The sequence below is a fragment of the Alloalcanivorax marinus genome, from assembly GCF_016785095.1.
Lineage (GTDB): Bacteria > Pseudomonadota > Gammaproteobacteria > Pseudomonadales > Alcanivoracaceae > Alloalcanivorax > Alloalcanivorax marinus_A.
Map to the genome: position 1 here is coordinate 354,126 of NZ_JAEKJB010000015.1, position 19,515 is coordinate 373,640.

17 protein-coding genes and 1 riboswitch are annotated in these 19,515 nt (G+C 67.6%); of the genes, 14 read left to right on the forward strand and 3 right to left on the reverse strand.

Going from position 1 to position 19,515, the window contains the following annotated elements; genetic code table 11:
- The first annotated feature begins 15 nt into the window (after window positions 1-15).
- The 10 genes from JF515_RS19165 to cobU all read left to right on the forward strand — a co-directional run bounded on the left by JF515_RS19165 (window position 16) and on the right by cobU (window position 11,838).
- Window positions 16-651, forward strand: coding sequence for a TetR family transcriptional regulator (locus tag JF515_RS19165; protein WP_203106040.1), 636 nt, complete (start codon window positions 16-18; stop codon window positions 649-651).
- A gap of 61 nt (window positions 652-712) precedes the next feature.
- Window positions 713-1,720 (forward strand): ABC transporter ATP-binding protein, encoded by a 1,008-nt coding sequence (locus tag JF515_RS19170; RefSeq protein WP_203106041.1) that lies wholly within the window; start codon window positions 713-715, stop codon window positions 1,718-1,720.
- The gene (locus JF515_RS19175; RefSeq protein WP_203106042.1) at window positions 1,717-2,709 is read left to right on the forward strand and encodes an ABC transporter ATP-binding protein; all 993 of its coding nucleotides are present in this window, start codon (window positions 1,717-1,719) and stop codon (window positions 2,707-2,709) included. Before JF515_RS19170 ends, JF515_RS19175 begins: the two co-directional genes overlap by 4 nt.
- A gap of 46 nt (window positions 2,710-2,755) precedes the next feature.
- Entirely contained in the window at window positions 2,756-4,354 is a 1,599-nt protein-coding gene (locus tag JF515_RS19180; protein ID WP_238401182.1) for an ABC transporter substrate-binding protein, read from the forward strand.
- Between the two features lie 4 nt (window positions 4,355-4,358).
- Window positions 4,359-5,315: an ABC transporter permease subunit gene (locus JF515_RS19185; RefSeq protein WP_203106050.1), complete on the forward strand. Its 957-nt coding sequence runs from the start codon at window positions 4,359-4,361 to the stop codon at window positions 5,313-5,315.
- Window positions 5,312-6,205 carry an ABC transporter permease gene (locus JF515_RS19190; RefSeq protein WP_203106052.1) on the forward strand — a complete coding sequence of 298 codons (894 nt, stop codon included), beginning with the start codon at window positions 5,312-5,314 and terminating at the stop codon, window positions 6,203-6,205. The genes JF515_RS19185 and JF515_RS19190 overlap by 4 nt, the downstream gene beginning before the upstream one ends.
- Window positions 6,206-6,418: 213 nt before the next feature.
- Window positions 6,419-8,095, forward strand: a complete 1,677-nt coding sequence (locus tag JF515_RS19195) for an AMP-binding protein (RefSeq protein WP_203106053.1) — start codon at window positions 6,419-6,421, stop codon at window positions 8,093-8,095.
- A 586-nt stretch (window positions 8,096-8,681) separates the two neighbouring features.
- Complete coding sequence (locus JF515_RS19200; RefSeq protein WP_203106054.1) at window positions 8,682-10,571, forward strand: choice-of-anchor I family protein; 1,890 nt, start codon at window positions 8,682-8,684, stop codon at window positions 10,569-10,571.
- A 289-nt stretch (window positions 10,572-10,860) separates the two neighbouring features.
- Entirely contained in the window at window positions 10,861-11,301 is a 441-nt protein-coding gene (locus JF515_RS19205) for a MarR family winged helix-turn-helix transcriptional regulator (RefSeq protein WP_203106056.1), read from the forward strand.
- A gap of 12 nt (window positions 11,302-11,313) precedes the next feature.
- Window positions 11,314-11,838 (forward strand): bifunctional adenosylcobinamide kinase/adenosylcobinamide-phosphate guanylyltransferase, encoded by a 525-nt coding sequence (cobU, locus tag JF515_RS19210; RefSeq protein WP_203106058.1) that lies wholly within the window; start codon window positions 11,314-11,316, stop codon window positions 11,836-11,838.
- A gap of 81 nt (window positions 11,839-11,919) precedes the next feature.
- On the opposite strand, the gene JF515_RS19215 is transcribed toward cobU, so the two are convergent.
- From JF515_RS19215 to cobT, 3 genes are read right to left on the reverse strand one after another with little or no spacing between them, the layout of a single operon-like run.
- The gene (locus JF515_RS19215; RefSeq protein WP_203106059.1) at window positions 11,920-12,648 is read right to left on the reverse strand and encodes an adenosylcobinamide-GDP ribazoletransferase; all 729 of its coding nucleotides are present in this window, start codon (window positions 12,646-12,648) and stop codon (window positions 11,920-11,922) included.
- Entirely contained in the window at window positions 12,645-13,259 is a 615-nt protein-coding gene (locus JF515_RS19220; RefSeq protein WP_203106061.1) for a histidine phosphatase family protein, read from the reverse strand. The genes JF515_RS19215 and JF515_RS19220 overlap by 4 nt, the downstream gene beginning before the upstream one ends.
- Window positions 13,256-14,308 (reverse strand): nicotinate-nucleotide--dimethylbenzimidazole phosphoribosyltransferase, encoded by a 1,053-nt coding sequence (cobT, locus tag JF515_RS19225; protein WP_338015258.1) that lies wholly within the window; start codon window positions 14,306-14,308, stop codon window positions 13,256-13,258. The genes JF515_RS19220 and cobT overlap by 4 nt, the downstream gene beginning before the upstream one ends.
- Before the next feature lie 127 nt (window positions 14,309-14,435).
- Here cobT and cbiB point away from each other — a divergent pair, with 127 nt between their 5' ends.
- From cbiB to JF515_RS19245, 4 genes are all read left to right on the forward strand, one after another.
- Window positions 14,436-15,362 (forward strand): adenosylcobinamide-phosphate synthase CbiB, encoded by a 927-nt coding sequence (gene cbiB, locus JF515_RS19230; protein ID WP_203106065.1) that lies wholly within the window; start codon window positions 14,436-14,438, stop codon window positions 15,360-15,362.
- A complete protein-coding gene (gene cobD / locus JF515_RS19235) occupies window positions 15,359-16,366 on the forward strand; it encodes a threonine-phosphate decarboxylase CobD (RefSeq protein ID WP_203106067.1) in 1,008 nt (335 codons plus the stop codon). The genes cbiB and cobD overlap by 4 nt, the downstream gene beginning before the upstream one ends.
- 51 nt (window positions 16,367-16,417) lie before the next feature.
- A riboswitch (cobalamin riboswitch) is annotated at window positions 16,418-16,627 on the forward strand.
- Window positions 16,628-16,765: 138 nt separating this feature from the next.
- A complete protein-coding gene (locus JF515_RS19240; protein WP_203106068.1) occupies window positions 16,766-18,598 on the forward strand; it encodes a TonB-dependent receptor domain-containing protein in 1,833 nt (610 codons plus the stop codon).
- A gap of 12 nt (window positions 18,599-18,610) precedes the next feature.
- Entirely contained in the window at window positions 18,611-19,504 is an 894-nt protein-coding gene (locus JF515_RS19245; protein ID WP_203106069.1) for a cobalamin-binding protein, read from the forward strand.
- Window positions 19,505-19,515: the final 11 nt, after the last annotated feature.

The window sequence follows — 19,515 nt, forward strand, 5'->3', positions numbered from 1 at the left end:
CATGAGGAGGCCGGCGTGGCCCGACCGGAAAAAAAATCCCAGCTAGGCCAGCCACCCATGAAGGCCCAGATCAAGGCCGCCGCCCGGGCCCTGTTCATCGAGCGCGGGCTCAGCGACGTCAGCTACGGCGACATCGCCGAGGTGGTCAACACCACCCGCGCCAACCTGCATTACCACTTCGGTAACAAGGCGGCACTGATCGAGGCGGTGTTCCAGGAAACCTTCGATGACCTGGAGCAGCAGTTCCAGAATGTGTGGGCGCGTCCGGGGCTGACCCTGGCGGAACGCATCGGCCTGGTGGCCGCGGATTGCGAACGCCGTTTTTACGAATTCAACGACAGCGAAAAGGGCCGTAACCCCTGGAGCCTTTCGGCACGGGCGCGGTTCGAGCGACACCTGATTCCGGAGCGCATCCAGGAAGGCATCTCCGAGATGTCGCGACATTTCGAGGACTATGTGTCCCATGCCGTGAAGCTGGCCATTGGCAGCGGCGAATTGCGCCCCGACACACCGGTGCGCCAGGTGGTGATGCTGATTACCCCACTCTGGTATTTCGGCTCCCTGCTCACCCAACACAGCGGCCTGAACAAACTGCTCGACCATTATCAGGCGGTGATCGACACCGTCACCGCCGCTTACGGCAACCGATAACAACAATCCCCTTCGGCCTCGGAAGAGGCCGACCGTGGATGTGCCCGCACGGAGATAAACCATGGCACACGATGACCACACCGGGCAGCCCCTGCTGGCGGTGAACAATCTGAACATCGCATTCGCGAACGACGCCGGCGAGACCGCCATCACCCGCGATGTGTCGTTCACGGTGGGCCACGGCGAGCGAGTCGGCGTGGTGGGCGAAAGCGGCTGCGGCAAGACCGTCACCGGGCTGGCCTTGCTTGGCCTGCTGCCGGAGCGCACCGCCCGGGTGCGCGGCGAGATTCTGTTCCAGGGCCGCGACCTGCTGAACATGCCAGCCCGCGAGCTGCGCCGTCTTCGCGGCCGCGATATCAGCATGATTTTCCAGGAACCGATGAGTGCCCTGGACCCGGTCTTCACCATCGGTGAGCAGCTCACCGAAACCCTGCGCGCCCATGAAAAGGTGGGCCGCCGGGAAGCCCGCGAACGGGCCGTGGCCGCTCTTGAGGAGGTGGGCATCCCCTCGCCGCACCTGCGCCTCGACGACTACCCCTACCAGTTCTCCGGGGGCATGCGGCAACGGGTGATGATTGCCATGGCACTGATCTGCCGGCCCCGGCTGGTGATCGCCGACGAACCCACCACCGCCCTGGACGTGACCGTGCAGGCGCAGATCATCGATCTGCTACGTGAACTCAGCGACACCACCGGCACCGCCCTGTTGTTCATTACCCACGATTTGGGGGTGGTGGCGGAGACTTGCTCGCGGCTGCTCACCATGTACGCCGGCGAGGTGGTGGAAAGCGCGCCGGTGGACACCGTGCTGCGCCGTCCGGCGCATCCGTATTCCTCCGGGCTGCTGCGCTCGCTACCCGGGCTCAGCGAGCGGGGCGGCCGTCTGCCGTCGATCCCGGGACGCGTGCCCGCGCCCGGCCAGATGCCCGCCGGCTGCCGGTTCCAGGCACGCTGCCCGCATTCCGCCGACGGCTGTGAACAGGGCCAGCCCCTGCGCGAGCTCGATAACGGGCGGCTGGCGCGCTGCTGGCGTGGCGCCGAACTCACCCTGCCGGGAGCGGTGACATGAATGCCCGCCTGACACCCCGCCCTTCCACCCAGGCCGCCGGCGTGCGCGCCGACCGGGTGCGCGTGCACTTCCCCACCCGCGCCGGCACCGTCAAGGCGGTGGACGACGTGAGCTTCGATATCCGCCCCGGAGAAACCTTCGGCCTGATCGGCGAATCCGGCTCCGGGAAGACCACCCTGGGTCGGGCACTGGCCGGCCTGCAGCCGCTCAGCGACGGGCGCCTGTTCTACGACGGCCGCGAGCCGTCATCGCTGAACCGGGCCGAGCGCCGGCGACAACGGCGCGATCATCAGATTATCTTCCAGGACCCTCACGCCGCCCTGAACCCGCGCATGACCATCGCCCAGTCGGTGATGGAGCCACTCGACATTCTGCGCGACGGCGACCGTGCCCAGCGCCGCCGGGTGGCCGACGAGGCCCTGGAGCGGGTGGGCCTGGCACCGGAGGTCGGCCGCCGCTACCCCCATGAGTTGTCCGGCGGGCAGAAGCAGCGGGTCAATATCGCCCGGACCCTCACCCTGCGCCCGCGCTTCATTGTCTGCGACGAGGTGGTGGCGGCCCTGGACGTATCGATTCGCGGCGCCATTCTGAATCTGTTCGCCGATCTGCAGGACGAGTTCGGCATCACCTACGCCTTCATCACCCACGACATCTCCGTGGTCTCCCACGTCAGCGACCGGGTGGGCGTGCTCTATCTGGGCCGGCTCATGGAGCAAGGGCCGGCGGGCGCGGTCTGCGAACAGCCGCTGCATCCCTATACCCAGGCGCTGCTGTCGGCGGAGCCATTGCCGCTGCCCAGCGACCAGCGCGACCACCGGCGCCGCATCCGCTTGCAAGGCGAGATTCCCAGCCCGCTGAATCCACCCTCCGGCTGCCCGTTCCGCACCCGCTGCCCGCGCGCCGAAACACGCTGCGCGGAACAGGTGCCGGAATGGCGGGAGGTGGCACCGGACCATCGCGTGGCCTGCCATTTCGCCGGCCCTGCCTGAACAACCCGTTTTTCCGAACAAAACAACAAAATTCCAGGAGAGCCCCATGAACATGAAAGCGCCCCACCATCACGAACACCCGGACCATGACACCCTGGACGTGGGCGGCCACGCCGTCTCCCGCCGGGCCTTTCTCGGTTACCTGTCCGGCGCCCTGGCGGTCGGCACCCTGGGCGCGCCAGGCCGGCTCTGGGCCCAGGGCGGCGGCGCCGTATTGCGCGTGGGCGCCAACGCCAACCCGTCCAGTCTGGACCCGGCCACCGGCGGCTCCGGCTCCGACCATGTGTTCCTGTTCCCGATTTACGACACCCTGGTTACCTGGGACTTCGCCAGCCTCAAGGCGGAGCCGGGCCTGGCGGAACGCTGGGAATTCACCGACCCGAAAACCCTGGTACTGCATCTGCGCCAGGGCGTCACCTTCCACGATGGCACGCCATTCAACGCCGAGGCGGTGAAAACCAATCTGGATCGCAGCCGCGCGGCGGAATTTTCCAACATCCGCTCCGATCTCGGTTCGGTGGACCAGGTGACGGTGAACGCCGAGCACACCGTCACCCTGCACCTGAAGAATCCGGACACCGCCCTGCCGCTGATCCTCTCCGACCGGGCCGGGATGATGGTGTCGCCCAAGGCGCTCGAGGCCAACGGCAACCGGGTGGACCGCAAGCCGGTGGGCACCGGCTTCATGACATTCCAGAAATGGAACGACGGCAGCGAAATCACCCTCACCGCGTTCGACGGCTACCGTCGTGACGACAAACCGGCCCTGGCCGGCATCACCTTCTCGATCATCACCGACAGCGCCACCCGGCTGCGCGCGGTGATGTCCGGGCAGGCGGATCTCGCCTATCACCTGGACGGTCGCCAGAAGCCGCTGGTGGAAAAGATGCCCACCCTGAACGGTGTGGTCGGCTCCACGGTGTATTGCTTCCAGCTCTATCTGAACATGTCCCGGGACACCCTGGCGGACCGCCGGGTGCGCCAGGCGCTGAATTACGCGGTCGACCGGGATGCTTTTATTCGCGGCGCCATGGCCGGCTCCGGCGAGGCCGCCTATATGAACCTGCCGAAGTCCCACTGGGCCTACGACGCGCCCACCGCCGAGCTCTATCCCCACGATCCGGACAAGGCCCGGGCGCTGCTCAAGGAAGCCGGCTACGCCGACGGCGTGACCCTGGACATGCGCGGCTACAACGACCAGTCCTCGGTGCAGATGCAGGAACTGCTGCTGGCGCAGTTCGCCCGCGCCAACATCAAGGGCCGCTTCCGCACCGGCACCATCGCCGATATGTCGGCGGAGTACTTCGCCAAGAAACAGGGCGACCTGCTGCTGTCCGCCTGGACCGGTCGGCCCGACCCCAGCCTCAGCTACTCGCTGATGTACAACCAGGAGTCCTACTTCAACGCCGGCGACAAGGCTCCGCCGGAGGGCTTCACCGAGGCGCTGCTGGCATCGCGCGGTAGCGACGACCTGGCCATCCGCCGGGAGGCGCTGGCCAAGGTCCAGCGGCTGGTGATGGAAGACGCCCTGGTGGTGCCGCTGGCGTTCCGGGAGAGCATCGTCGCCGTCAACGGCAAAGTGAAAAACCTGCGCAACAACCTGCTTGGCAAGCCCAAGTTCAATGACGTAACCATCGAGGGCTGATCCCGTGGCCAACCGCGTCAAACAGCGCATGGTGGCTGCCCGGCTGCTGCAGGCATTGCCGATTCTGGTGCTGGCCACCTTCATCGTGTTCTGCCTGATGCAGCTTATTCCCGGTGACGTGGCCGTGACCCTGGCCGGCGAAAACGCCTCCATGGAACGCATCCAACAAATCCGCGAGGCCTACGGCCTGAACCAGCCGTTTCTGGTGCAGTACGGCCAGTGGCTGGCGCACGCCGCCCAGGGCGAGCTGGGCACCTCGCTACTGTCCGGTGAACCGGTGGCGCACACTATCGCGCGCACTTTCCCCAATACCCTGCTGATCGCCGTCTACGCGGTGCTGGTGTCGGTGCTGGTGGGAGTGCCGCTGGGTATTCTCGCCGCCACCCGCGCCGGCTCGCCGTTGGACAGCACCATCATGGGGGCCGCCTCCCTGGGCGTGGCGGTGCCGAATTTCTGGTTTGGCATGATCCTGGTGCTGTTCCTGGCCCTGGGGCTGCAGTGGTTTCCGGCCACCGGCTTCGTGTCGCCGCTGGAGGATTTCAGCGGCGCGCTCTGGTACGCCACCCTGCCGGCGCTGGCGCTGTGCACCAACGGCATCGCCGAGGTGGCCCGGCAGCTGCGCGGTTCGCTGGTGGAGATCCAGTCTTCCCAGCATGTGCGTACGCTGCACGCCAAGGGGCTGAGCCCGGCTCGTATTCTCTGGAAGCACGGCCTCAAGAACGTGAGCGTCAATCTGCTCACCGTGGTGGGGCTGCTGTTCAACAAGATTCTCGCCGCCACCGTGGTGGTGGAAGCGGTGTTCGCCATTCCCGGTATTGGCAGTTCCATCGTCAACGCGGTGCTGCAGGGCGACTTTCCGGTGGTGCAGGGCGCCGTGCTCGCCATGGTGGTGACGGTGATTCTGGTGAACCTGTGCACCGACCTGGCCTGCACCGTGCTCGACCCGAGGATTCACGCATGACCACCGCCTCCGTTTCTTCTTCGTCCAGCCACGCCGCCGACGAGCCGGGCCTGGCCCGGCGCGTGCTGAGCTGGCTGCGCGGCGATCCGCGCGCCGCTTTGAGTTTGCTGGTGCTGGTGCTGATTCTCGGCACCGCCTTGCTGGCCCCCTGGGTAGCGCCTTACGACCCGGCCCACCAGGATCTGGAGCATATGCTGGAGGGGCCGTCGGCGGCCCACTGGCTGGGCACCGACGATCTGGGCCGGGACGTGCTCAGCCGGCTGATCCACGGTGGCGCCAATTCCCTGTACGCGGCCCTGCTGGCGGTGTCGGTGGCGTTGCTGATCGGCATTCCCCTGGGCCTGATCGCCGGCTTCGTGGGTGGTTGGACCGATGTGGCCATCAGTCGCCTGATCGATACCTTTCTGTCGTTCCCGGCGATCATTCTGGCGGTGGCGGTGACCGGTGCCATGGGCATCGGCCTGACCAACGCCATGTTTTCCGTGGGGCTGGTATTCGCGCCGCAGATCGCCCGGCTGATTCGCGCCCGTACGCTGGTGGTGCGTCAGGAGCTGTACGTGGACGCGGCGCGTTGCTTCGGGGCGTCACCGTTGCGGCTGCTGGGGCGCCATGTGCTGCCTAACGCGATCCAGCCGGTGATCGTGCAGAGCACTCTGCTGCTGGCGGTGGCGTTGCTGGCCGAGGCCAGCCTCAGCTTCCTGGGTCTGGGGGTGCAGCCGCCGGACGTGAGCTGGGGCGCCATGATCGCTCGTGGCTATCTGTATATGTCGCTGGTGCCGGAGCAGATGTACGCGCCGGGGCTGATCATCATGATTACCGCGGTGGCGTTCAATGCGCTGGGGGAATCCCTGCGTACCGCTCTGGACCCGACGGCGCGGGGGCATGGGTGATTTCGGCTTCGTTGGTCGTTTGGACCCTCCAGCGGGGACGCGTCTCGGCGTGGCTTCGTGGATTGGATGGGGTTGTAGGAGCGGCTTCAGCCGCGATCAACGGCGGTGCCAACCGCATCGCGACTGAAGCGGAATGCCGCTGGCGCTACCAGTCATTCGGCGTTCGGCTTCCTGCGCGCGCCAAAGGTTTTTGAGAGTTTAAGGAGAACAAAGATGTCCACCGTTTCCGCAACCGGGTTCGAGCCGGTGCCGGTGCCCGGTTCCGTCTGGGCCGGCGACAGCGTTACCTATCTGCGTGGTGAAAAGCCGCTGCACGACTATCTGCTCCAGCACGCCGAGGAAGTGCCGGACCGGGTTGCCTATATCTATTACGGTACCGAGATTACCTGGGCCGAGGCCGGGGACGCGGTGCGGCGGCTGGCGGCGCATTTGCGTGAGCACGGGGTGGGGCCCGGTGATCGGGTGGCGTTGTTCATGCAGAACTGCCCGCAGTACATTTTCGCCCATTACGCGGTGCAGGCGCTGGGCGCCATGGTCACGCCGGTGAATCCGCAGTACAAGGCCGCCGAGGTGGCCTATCAGTTGAGCAACGCGGAGACCAAGGCGTTGGTGGTGGCGCGGGATCTCTATCCGATCGTCGCCGAGGTGCGCGACCAGGTACCGACCCTGGCCACGGTGGTGAGCACCGCCTACGGTGATTATCTGCCGGCCACGCCCAGCCTCGCCGTGCCCAAGGAATTGCTCGGCGAACCGGAAAGCTGCCCGGCGGGAACCGACGACCTGAGCACGATTCTGACCCACACCGCGCCGCTGCGACACTTCGAACCGGTGGACCTGTGGGAAGGCGTGGGGCTGATGACCTTCACCTCCGGCACCACCGGCCGGCCCAAGGGCGCCATGCTCAGTTACGGGTCCAGCCTGTTCAAGATGGCGGCCTCCTTCCGTGCCAACCGCATGGCCGAAGACACCATGAGCCTGGGCATCGCGCCGCTGTGCCATATCGCCGGCATGAACTTCGGCGTCTACCAGCCGGTGTACACCCGTCAGACCCTGGTGATCCTGGCGCGCTTCGATCCGGCCACCACCATCGATGCCATCGAGCACTATCGGGTAAACAACTGGTACAGCATCGCGCCGATGCTGCGCGCGATTCTGGATTTCCCCGGCGTGGAAAAGCGCGACCTGACGTCGCTGACCAATAACCCCTGCACCAGCTTTGGTATTCCCCTGACCGAGCCGCTGGCCGCTGAATGGAAGGCGCTCACCGGCTGTCAGACCCACGAGGCCGCCTACGGGTTGAGCGAGACCCACACCTCGGACACCTTCATGCCCAAGGACCGCATCAAGTGGGGCAGCTGCGGCGTGCCGATGGCGGAGAACGAGATCCGCATTGTCGATACCGCCACCGGCGCGGAGTGCGCGCCGAACCAGAGCGGCGAGATCGTGGTGCGCAACAAGGCGGTGTTCAAGGGCTACTGGAAGCGTGACGAGGCTACCGCGGAAACCCTGCGCGACGGCGCGGTGTACACCGGCGACGTGGGCTACTTCGATGAGGAGGGCTACCTGTTCTTCACCGGCCGCATCAAGGAAATGATCAAGTGCTCCGGCTACAGTGTGTTCCCGGAGGACGTGGAAGCCTTGATGCTGGATCATCCGGCCATTGCTCAGTCCGCCGCCATCGGCATACCCGACGATCAGCGTGGCGAAACGGTGAAACTGTTCGTGGTACTCAAGCCCGGGCACCAGGGCAAGGTCAGCGAGAGCGAGCTGATCGACTGGGCCAGGGAACATATGGCCGCGTATAAGTACCCGCGCCAGATCGCCTTTATCGACAAGCTGCCGGCCACGCCGGCGGGCAAGGTGTTGCGCCGGTTGCTGAAGGACGATTGAGGGGGCGCTGGACGCTGGACGCTGGACGCTGGACGCTGGACGCTGGACGCTGGACGCTGGACGCTGGACGCTGGACGCTGGACGCTGGACGCTGGACGCTGGACGCTGGACGCTGGACGCTGGACGCTGGACGCTGGACGCTGGACGCTGGACGCGAAAAAATCGGGGGCTCCGCCAAGCTTGTCAAGTTCGCAAAAGCGTTTCTGCGAACCCGCGAACATTGCCGCACCGGGTTTTGACTTGGCGTCCGGCGTCTGGCGTCTGGCGTCTGGCGCCTATTCGTCTTTCTTTTTCTTGCCTTTGTCGTAATGCCACTTGATGGCGAAGAACATGCCCGTGCCGAGCACGACGACCTTGAAGGTAATGAAAACTACCGGGATCCATTCCATTCCGACTCTTTCCAGGCGTGAAATATCAGCCCAAGTCTAGGTCAGGCAAACCGCCATTCAAATTGGACATAATGTCCCGGAACTTTTCAGCCCCGCCGTTGGCGATCCGCCGTTCTTCAAAAAATCGTCATCCCCTTGTCATGGGTTTGCGGCCCACTACCCGGGTATCCGTGAACGAATAATGACGAGGTGTTTTCATGAAACCCTGGCTTGCCCTTGGCGCCGGCACCGTGCTGGCCACTACCCTTCTGGCCGGTTGCGGCGGCGACAGCGATCACGACGACGGCGCCAACCCGCCGGCGGCGGAGCCCACGCCCTCCAGCTTGAAGCTCAGCTTCCTGGGCCGTCACGGCAGTGGCCAGTTCGACCAATCAGCGGCGGAGATCCCCGCCTACCACGCCGCTTCCCAGCGTCTGTTCGTGGTCAACGCCAACAAGGGTGCCCTGGACATCATGAGCCTGGCGGACCCCGCCAACCCGACCCTGGAAGACACCCTGCTCACCGGCGACATCTCCGCCGGCTCGGAAGTGAACAGCGTGGCGGTGCAGGGTGACCTGGTGGCGATCGCCGTGCAGGCCGGCACCAAAACCGACACCGGTTTCCTGGCCCTGTACGACGCCAACACCCTGGAGCGTATCAGCTTCGTGCCGGTGGGGGCTTTGCCGGACATGGTGGCGTTCACCCCGGACGGCCACTATGTGCTCACCGCCAACGAAGGCGAGCCTAACGACGATTACAGTGTCGACCCGGAAGGCTCGATCAGCGTCATCGACATCAGCACCCCGGAGAAGCCGGTGGAAAACCGCGCCACCTTCACCGCCTTCGACGGCCAGGAAGCGGACCTGAAAGCCGCCGGCGTGCGCATCTACGGCCCCGGCGCCAGCGTCGCCGAGGACCTGGAACCGGAATACATCGCGGTGTCCGCCGACAGCGCCACCGCCTGGGTGACCCTGCAGGAAAACAATGCCCTGGCCAAACTGGACATCGCCAGCGCCACGGTCACCGACATCCTGCCCCTGGGCGAGAAGGATCTGGGCCAGGAAGGCAACGGCATCGACGCCAGCGATGAGGATGACGCCATCAATATCCGCGCCTACCCCGGCGTGGTCGGCCTGTATCAACCGGACGCCATTCATGCCTACCAAAGCGGCGGCCGGACTTACCTGGTCACCGCCAACGAAGGCGACGCCCGTGCCTGGGGCGAGGACAACGACGCCTACTGGGGCACCGAGGGAGACGGCTGCGCCGGCGACGCCAGCCAGGGCTTCGTGGAGGAATTCCGCGTCAAGCACCTGGTCCACGCCAGCGGCTTCGACCGCCGCTGTGGCGACGACCTGCCACCGCAACTGCGTGCCCTGGGCGCCGGTGGCCTGCTCAACCCGGACACCTTCGCCTACTGTGGCGCCAGCGCCGGCGACCCGGGCGAGTGCCGCGATGACGAGGTGCTGGGCCGCCTGAACATCACCTGGACCGAGGGCTACCGCAAGCACGAAAACGGCGACCCGATGTTGTTCACTGCCGCCGGCGTCCAGGATGACGCCAACGGCGACCGGCTCATGTACGATCAACTGTACGCCTACGGTGGCCGCTCCTTCTCGATCTGGAGCGAGGACGGGGAGCTGGTGTTCGACTCCGGCGACGCCATCGAACGGTTCCTGGCCAGCGACGAGTGCAAGCTGGGCACCCAGCGCACCCTGGACTGCAAGGATTACTTCAACTCCGGCCACGACGAAGGCGACGCCTTCGACAGCCGCAGCGACGCCAAGGGCCCGGAGCCGGAGGGCCTGACCCTCGCCCATCTCGGCGACAAGACCTTCCTGTTCCTGGGGCTGGAGCGCATGGGTGGCGTGCTGGTCTACGATATCACCGACCCCGCCGCGCCGGTGCGCGTGGACTACCTGAACACCCGCGACGATTGGGCCACCGAGGACACCGAATCGGTGCTGGCCGCCGCCGGGGATCTGGGCCCCGAAGGCCTGGTGTTCATCCCCGCCAAGGACGCGCCGGGGGACACCCCGCTGCTGGTGGTGGGCTACGAGGTCAGCGGCACCACCGCCGTGTACCAGGTGAACCTGCAATACCCGTGATCAGCCGCCGGGCGGGCGCCTTGGCGCCCGCCCCTTTCCTGCCGTCGCACCGTCCGACAGCGCGATACATTTTCGCCGCCCCCGTTCACGCCTTCAGACCATGAATCCGGTACACTGCGCTGTTTTGGATAGGGGAAAAATCCGTTGATGGTGTCACCGTCGAGGACATTCCCCGCGCGCCCATGCTCGCCAAACCGCCAGGCACTCGGTTAAATAAGGCTTGCATGGGGCAAGTTTGAAGGTCAACCTCGGTGACCTATAGCGATAACTTAGGGGTGGTGAAACTATTATGACCGACGACGCTTCGCGGGAGAGCCTGAATCAGAATCTGGTAACCCTGCACTTCGCCTTCCGGGGACTTGTCGCCGAACCCGACAGCATCCTCAAGACCCAGGGCCTGTCCCGCATTCACCACCGTCTGCTGTTCTTCATCGGCCACAATGACCAACTCAGCGTCAATGAACTGGTGGACACCATGCGCCTGACCAAACAGGCCATCCACAAGCCGCTCAAGACCCTGGTGGAAAAGGAGCTGGTGGCGGTGACCCGGGATGCCACCGACAAGCGCGTCAAACGCCTGTCCCTCACCGAAACCGGCAGCGAGCTGGAGCAGCGTCTGACCGGTATCCAGCACGATCTGCTGATCCACGCCTTCGAGGAAGTGGGCCCGGAAGGGGCCGCCGCCTGGCGCCGGGTGATGGAAACCATGGCCCGCCGCCTGGGCATCTGAGCTTTCCCCGGCGTGGCCACCAATCTCATTCTGGGCGGTGTTCGCTCCGGCAAGAGCGCCCTGGCGGAACGGCTTGCCGCCGCTCACCCCACCGTGTTGTACCTGGCCACCGCCGAACCCGGCGACGGCGAAATGCGCGAGCGCATCCGGCGCCACCGACAACGGCGACCGGCGCACTGGGATCTGCTTGAGGAACCCCTGGCGCTGGGCAACGCCCTGACCGGCCGGGCGGGCAGTGCCTCCTGCATCCTGATCGACTGCATGAGCCTGTGGGTGAGCAACCTGCTGCACGCCGGCGACGCCGTGTTTGAACAACAGCGGCGGGCGTTTCTGGAGGCGCTGGCGGACTGGCCCGGCACGGTGATCATCGTCAGCAACGAGGTAGGACTGGGGCTGGTGGGCATGGACCCGCTCAGTCGCCGCTTCGCCGACGAGCTGGGCTGGCTGAATCAGGATCTGGCGGCTCGCGCGGAGCGGGTCATCCTCACCGCCGCCGGCCTGCCCCTGGTGCTAAAGGGGGCCGCGCTGTCCCAATAGGCCGCGCCGGGTGATCGCGACTGAAGTCGCTCCTACAACGTACCCTTCCTCGTAGGAGCGACTTCAGTCGCGATCCTCTCCTCAAAGCATTAACGCCGCCACCAGCAGCACCACGGCTTCCACCGTCTCCACCAAAGCCCCGGCGGTATCACCGGTGAAGCCACCCAGCCGGCGGCGCATCAGCGCCACTGCAGCGGCGAACACCGCGCCGGCCACCAGCACCACCAGCCACTGCCCGAGCAGCACCGCCAGCAGCGCCGCCGCTACCATGGCGAGGCTCACCGCGCGCCGCGCCGGATGCCGGGCGGCGCCGCTGCCCAGACCCTGCTCGCGCACATAGGGCAACGCCAGGAACAGGCCGGCGCAGGCGGCCCGGCCCAGCACCGGCGCCACCAGCAACGCCAGCGGCGCCACCGGGATCAACACCGCCAGCGCCGCCGCCTTGGCCAGCAGCACCAGCACCACCGCCACCACCCCGGCGGGGCCGCAGTAGGGGTCCTTCATGATCGCCAGGGTGCGGGCCCGGTCGCCGTAGCCGCCCAGCCAGGCGTCGGCACTGTCCGCCAGGCCATCCAAATGCAGGGCGCCGGTGAGGCCCACCCAGACCGCCAGCACCAGCACCGCCACCGGCCACGCCGGCGCCGACACCAGCAGCGACGCCAGGCCCCACAGCAGCAGGCCGATCAACAGGCCCACCGCCGGGTACCAGGCCACCGAGCGGCCCTGGTCACGCTCGTCCACCGGCGTCGCCACCCGCACCGGCAGCCGGGTGAGCAGGGACAGGGCCAGCCGTGCCGGCTCCCGGTTCATAACGCTGGCTCCAGGGTGCCGTGCTGCACCAGACAGGCCAGCGGGCCGTGCTCGGTATCGTCCAGGCGCACCCGGGAGCGGTTGGCGTAGGGCACCATGAAGGCGCCCAGGGCGCGGCCCGGGGTGAGCCCGGTGACGTGGGCCAGCACCATGCGGATCACACCGCCGTGGCACACCAGCAGCACACGCTGGCCGGCCAGTGCCTGGCGCCAGTGATGCCAGGCGGCACCCACCCGCTCATGGAACCCCTGGATCGGCTCGCCGCCGTCCGGGGAATGGCGCTCCGCGTCCCGCCAGAAACGGTCCTGGCTGTCGCCGAAACGCTCATCCACCTGTGCCGGCGTCAGGCCTTCCCAGGCGCCGAAGGAGATTTCCTTGAAGCCCGGTTCCACGGTGCAGGGCAGGCCGCGCTCGGCGGCCAGGGTCTCGGCGAAGGCCCGGCAGCGGGCCAGGGGGGAGGTGAGAATATGGTCCCAGTGATCGTTGTCGCGGACGGCGGCCCCCATCTGTTCCCAGCCCAGTTCGCTGAGCGGGTCGTCCCGGTGGCCCCGATAGCGGGGGCCACCGTCCGGCTCGCCATGGCGCAGCAGATCGAACCAGGTGGTGGTCATGAACCGGCCTCGACGCCAGCGTCCTCGAAGGTGGCCATCTCGTTATGCAGGGCGCAGGCCTGACGCAGCAAGGGTACCGCGGCGGCGGCACCACTGCCCTCGCCCAGTCGCAGTTCCAGATCCAGCAGCGGCTCCGCCTCCAGGGCCTGCAGCAGGCGGGCGTGGCCCGGCTCCCGGGAACGGTGGCCGAACAGCAGCCAGGGGCGCAGCTCCGGGCGCAGGCGCACCGCCGCCAGGGCGGCCACGGTGACGATGAAACCGTCCACCAGTACCACCAGCCCCCGGGTAGCGGCACCGATGAAGGCACCGGCCAGGGCGGCGATCTCGAAACCGCCCACCGAGGCCAGCGCCTGCAATGGATCACGAGGGTCCGCGTGGCGGCGCAGGGCACGTTCAATCACCGCCACCTTGCGGCCCACGCCATAACGATCCAGGCCGGTACCGGGCCCGGTCAGCGAGCGCGCCGGCTTGCCCAGCAGGGCACAGGCCACGGCGCTGGCGCTGGTGGTATTGCCAATGCCCATCTCGCCGCCGATAAACAGGCGCGCACCCTGGTCGGCGGCGCGGGCGGCGGCCCGGTCACCGGCGGCCAGGGCCGCGTCCAGCTGTTCCATGCTCATCGCCGGGCGCACCGCCAGGTTGTCGGTGCCGGCCGCGATGGTCTCGTCCACCACGCCGTCGCCCGCCGGCGGCGGCGCCACGGTACCGAGATTGACCACCTCCAGACGGGCATTCAGTTGCCGGGCCAGCACCGAAATGGCGGCGCCACCGGCCACGAAGTTGGCGATCATCTGCCCGGTCACCGCCTGGGGAAAGGCGGACACGCCCTCGGCGCACACCCCATGGTCGGCGGCGAACACGGTGATCGCCACCGGGTCCACATCGGGCCGGTCGGCGCCCTGCAACGCGGCCAGTTCCACCGCCACGGTCTCCAGCCTGCCCAAGGAGCCCGGCGGCTTGGTGAGGCGGGCCTGGCGGGTCAGGGCCCGGTCACGGTGGGCCTCGCTGGGGGCGGCAATGGGCGCTTGCCACGCGGCGGTATCGGTCACTCGGGCTCCTCTCTGGGTGATGACGAAAGCGGGCCAATCCTCTTCCCGGCTCCCGGCACTGTCAAGGTGCCTTCGGTAACCGCTTGCCGCTACACTGCGCCTCTTTTCATTGCCCGGATGCCGCCTCATGTGGAGCCTGACCCTCGCCGCCCTCGCCGCCGTGGCCCTCGACCGGGCCCTGGGCGAGCCCCGTCGCGGGCACCCGCTGGTGGCGCTGGGGCGGGCCGCCGGCGGGTTGGAACGCCACCTCAACCGCCAGGCCGACGGCGACCTGGCCCGGGGCGTCCTGGCGGTGGCTCTGCTGGCCCTGCCGCCGGTACTGATCGCCCTGGCGTTGACCCTGTGGCTGCCGGCGTGGCTGCTGTGGCCGCTGCAAGTGCTGGGGCTGTGGCTGGCCCTGGGCACGCGCAGCCTGGCGGAGCATGCCCGGGCGGTGGCCGCGCCCCTGGCCAACGGCGACCTGCCGGCGGCGCGCCGCGCCGTGGGCCTGCTGGTGAGCCGCGACACCGACGCCCTGGACACCGAAGGCGTGGCCCGGGCGGCCACGGAATCGGTGCTGGAGAACGGCGCCGACGCAGTGTTCGCCAGCCTGTTCTGGTTCCTGGTGGCGGGCCTGCCCGGCGTCATCCTGCACCGGGTGGTGAACACCCTGGACGCCCTCTGGGGCTACCGCACGCCCCGTTATGAGCGCTTCGGCAAAGCCGCTGCCCGCCTCGACGACCTGCTCAACTGGGCGCCGGCCCGGCTCACCGCCCTGGGCTATGGACTGTGCGGCCACCTGACCCCGGCGCTGCGTTGCTGGCGGGTCCAGGCGCCGCGCTGGGACAGCCCCAACGCCGGCCCGGTAATGGCCGCCGGCGCCGGCGCCCTGGGCGTGACCCTGGGCGGCCCGGCACCCTACCACGGCGCGCTCAAAAACCGCCCCTGGCTGGGCCAGGGCCCGGCGCCGGACGCCGCCGCCATCGACGCGGCCCTGACCCTGGTGCGGCGCACCCTGATCCTGTGGCTGGGGCTGGCGTTGCTGCTTGCCTTGCTATTGGGAGCCGGCCCATGACCGACCCGCGACCGGAGCACGGCGGCCGTCTCAACCAGGCCGCGCGCCAATGGGGCATTCCCCCCGCGGACTGGCTGGATCTCTCCACCGGCATCAACCCCCATGGTTACCCGGTGCCGGCGATCCCGACCCGGGTCTGGCGGCGGCTTCCGGAGGAGGACGACGGCCTGGAGGACATCGCCCGCGCCTGGCTCGGCCTGCCCGACCCCGCTGGCTGCCTGCCGGTGGCGGGCAGCCAGGCCGCCCTGCAGACCCTGCCCCTGCTGCGTGCCCCCGGCCGGGTGGGCGTGCCCGCACCCGGCTACCGGGAACATGCCGCCGCCTGGCGCCGGGCCGGCCACCGGGTAATCCCGCTGACGGCGGCTCAGCTGCCCGCCGCCCTGCCGGACCTGGACGCCCTGGTGTGGATTCACCCCAACAACCCCACCGGCGCCGGCCTGGACACGGACACCCTGCTCCGCTGGCACCGGGTGCTGGCGAAGCGGGACGGCTGGCTGGTGGTGGACGAGGCCTTTATCGAGGCGAGCCCCTTCGCCTCCCTGGCGCCGGCGCTGGGCGCGCCGGGCCTGGTGGTGCTGCGCTCCCTAGGCAAGTTCTTCGGCCTGGCCGGCCTGCGCGCCGGCTTGATGGCCGGGCCACCGGCCCTATGCCGGGCGCTGTCGGAGCGACTGGGCCCCTGGGCGCTGAGCCACCCGGCCCGACATGTGATGGCCACGGCTCTGGCCGACACCGCCTGGCAAGACGCCACCCGGCAACGGCTGCGCGCCGACCGCCAACGGCTGGACGCCCTGCTCCGCGACCACGGCCTGACCCCACAAGGCGACAGCGACCTGTTCGCCTGGTGCCCCGCCGCCGACGCCGCCCACCACCATGACGCCCTGGCCCGCCGGGCGGTGCTCACCCGCCTCTGGGACACCCCCGCCGGCCTGCGCCTGGGCCTGCCCGGCGACGAGGCCTGCTGGCGCCGCCTGCACCAAGCCCTGGAGCATCAGCCCACACCATGAGGTCGGCGGTAAAATTGCCAGACTTCGTTGATTATTGCGCCTTCACTTGCTAGCTTTCGCGCTCCTTACGGTGCCCCGCGACGGCGGGGTTAAACGGGAAGTCGGTGACGCGCGCCCGCGCCAGCCCGACGCTGCCCCCGCAACGGTGATTGAGAGCAAGGCCATCGGAGTCGCCACTGTGTGTTTCACACGGGAAGGCGATGGCCCCGGGAACCCCTCCCTCTCATCAGCCCGGATACCGGCCGCGAGGAAGGACACCGGCCTGCCGGTGCCGACCTGGCGTCGCGGAGGGCGACGGCGGCGTGATCCGGAGCCGCCCGGCCCGTATGCCCCGCCCGCTCCTCCCCGACAATCACTATCACGCCGTGCGGGTGAGCTCGGCGAAGGGGATCGTTTCGCATGACTTTGCGTTTTTCGACGGCGTTCGCCGTCCTGCCTGTTTGTTGTTCCGCTTTAACACCGTTGGCCGCCGCCGACGATACCTCTCCATTGCACGTCGCCGCTCTGGACCCGGTGGTGATCACTCCCACCCTCTCCAGCCGCACGGTGGACGCATCGCTGTCATCCGTGACGGTGATCGACGAACAACAACTGCGACGGCAACAGCCGGTGGAATTCACCGATGTACTGCGTGGTCAGCCGGGCATCGATGTCACCGGCAACGGCAGTTTCGGCAAGGCCACCAGCGTCTTTATTCGTGGCACCGGCAGCAGCTCCTCGCTGTTACTGCTAAACGGCGTGCGTCTGCGTTCGGCCACCGCCGGCAATCCCTCTTGGCAATTCCTGCCCGCCTCGCTGATCAGTCGCGTGGAAGTGGTGCGCGGACCACGCGGGAGCCTGTACGGTGCCGACGCCATGGGTGGGGTGGTACAGGTATTCACCGATCGCACCGCCGACGGCGCCTTCGTGGAAGCCGGCGCCGGCACCTTCAATACCCGCCATCTGGCCGCCGGGGCCTCCGGCGAAAGTGAAGGCACCCGCTATACCCTGGGCGTGGACCGCTTCGACACCGATGGCACCGAACTGCGTGAAAACAGCGGGGATCGGGGTTACGACAATACCTCCGGGGTCATCAACCTGACCCACCGCTTCGACAATGACGCCGAGCTGGGGGTATTCGCCTTCCGCGCCGAAGGCACCACCGAGTTCGAGGGCTCCACTCCCGCGCAGGAACGCACCACCGACTATGCGCTGCAGGCGGCCGGCGTCCACGGCGGCGTCTGGGTCAGCGACAACTGGCTGAGCAAGCTGCAAATCAGCGATGCCCGCGACGAAAGCGAAGGTTACACCGACGGTAATCGCAGCAACTTCTTCAACACCCGCAGCCGCGCCGCGAGCTGGCAGAATTTTCTGTTGTTCGGCGATCACGAGCTGGTGATCGGCGGCGACTTCCTGCGCGATAGCGTGGAGAGCAGCACCGTGTATGACGAGGACGAGCGCGATAACAGCGCCGGCTTCGCCCAGCTGTTGCTGAATTTCGGCGCCTTCGATATTCAGGCCAGCGGCCGCTACGACGACAACGAAGCCTTCGGCGGCGAAACCACCGGCGGTCTGGCCGTGGGCTACAAGGTCACCCCTCACCACCGTGTGCGCGCCAGCTATGCCACCGCGTTTCGCGCGCCGTCGTTCAATGAGCTGTACTATCCGGGCTTCGGTAACCCTGAACTGGAAGCGGAGAAATCAAAAAGCCTGGAGCTCGGCGTTCGCGGCCAATGGCAAACCTGGTTCTGGGACCTGGCCTTGTACGAGACCAATGTGGACGACCTGATCGGTACCGCCGACATCGGTTTCGGCCTGGGCTCGTACAATGTGGACGAGGCACGCATTCGTGGCGCCGAGTTGACCTCCGGCCTGGAATGGAATCAGTGGCGTCTGGCGGCGGCGGCATCCATCGAGGACCCGCGCGATCGCGATACCGGTAACGTTCTGCAGCGCCGCGCCAAACGCAGCCTGCGTCTGGACGCGGACCGGCAACTCGGGGACGTTTCCTTGGGCGGTACCCTGGTGCTCAAGAGTGACCGCTACAATGACGCCGAAAACGAGGAACCACTGCCCGGCTTTGGTACGCTTGATCTGCGCGCGGACTGGCGTTTCGCGCCGCGCTGGTCGGCACGTCTGGCGGTCAAGAACGTGCTCGATAAAAGCTACGCCACCAGCACCAATTACGCCGGTTGGGACTACCTTAATGCCGGCCGCTTCACCATGCTGAATCTGCGCTACGAACTGCAGTAAACGGAGACCTCCATGCCTCGCTCATCGCTGTTCCGCGCTTTGATTCAGGCCGTCGGCCTGATATCGCTGGCGGTCTCGGCACGGGCGCAGGTGTGCGTGGACGACGACGCGGGCCGGCGGGTGTGCCTGGAGCAACCGGCAGAGCGCATCGTGGCGCTGTCCCCCGGCGCCACCGAGCTGCTGTTCGACGCCGGCGCCGGCGAGCGGCTGGTGGGCGCGGTGAGCTTCAGCGACTTCCCGCCGGCGGCCAAGGCGCTGCCCCGGGTGGGCAGTTACAAGCGCCTGGACATGGAGGCGATTCTGGCCCTGAAACCGGACCTGGTGGTGGCCTGGATCAGCGGCAATCCGGACACCCAGGTTCAGCGGCTGGAGGAACTTGGGCTCACCGTCTACCGGGGTGAGCCGCTGCGCTTCGCCGACGTGGCCGACACCCTGGAACGTTTTTCCGTGCTGGCCGGCACCGAACGGGCCGGCCGCGCCGCCGCCGACCATTTCCGCGACGGCATCACCGATCTGCGTGGACGTTACGCCGACGCGGACCCGGTGACGGTGTTCTACGAGGTCTGGGAAGAGCCGCTGATGACGGTCAACGGCGAGCACCTGATCAGCGAGGCGATCCGTGTGTGCGGCGGCATCAATGTGTTCGCCGATCAGACCAGCCTGGCGCCGCGCATCGGCAAGGAAGCGGTGATCGCCAAGGACCCGGAGGCCATCGTCGCCGGCGGCATGGGCGAGGACAATCCGGAGTGGCTGGAACCCTGGAAGCGGTTCCCGGCGCTCACCGCCGTGCAGCGGGATAACCTGTTCTTCGTGCCGCCCTCCACCCTGCAGCGCCCCACTCCGCAGATGCTGAAGGGCACCCGGCTACTGTGCCGCCACCTGGAGACCGCCCGTGCCCGGCGTTAGCGGTCGGGGCC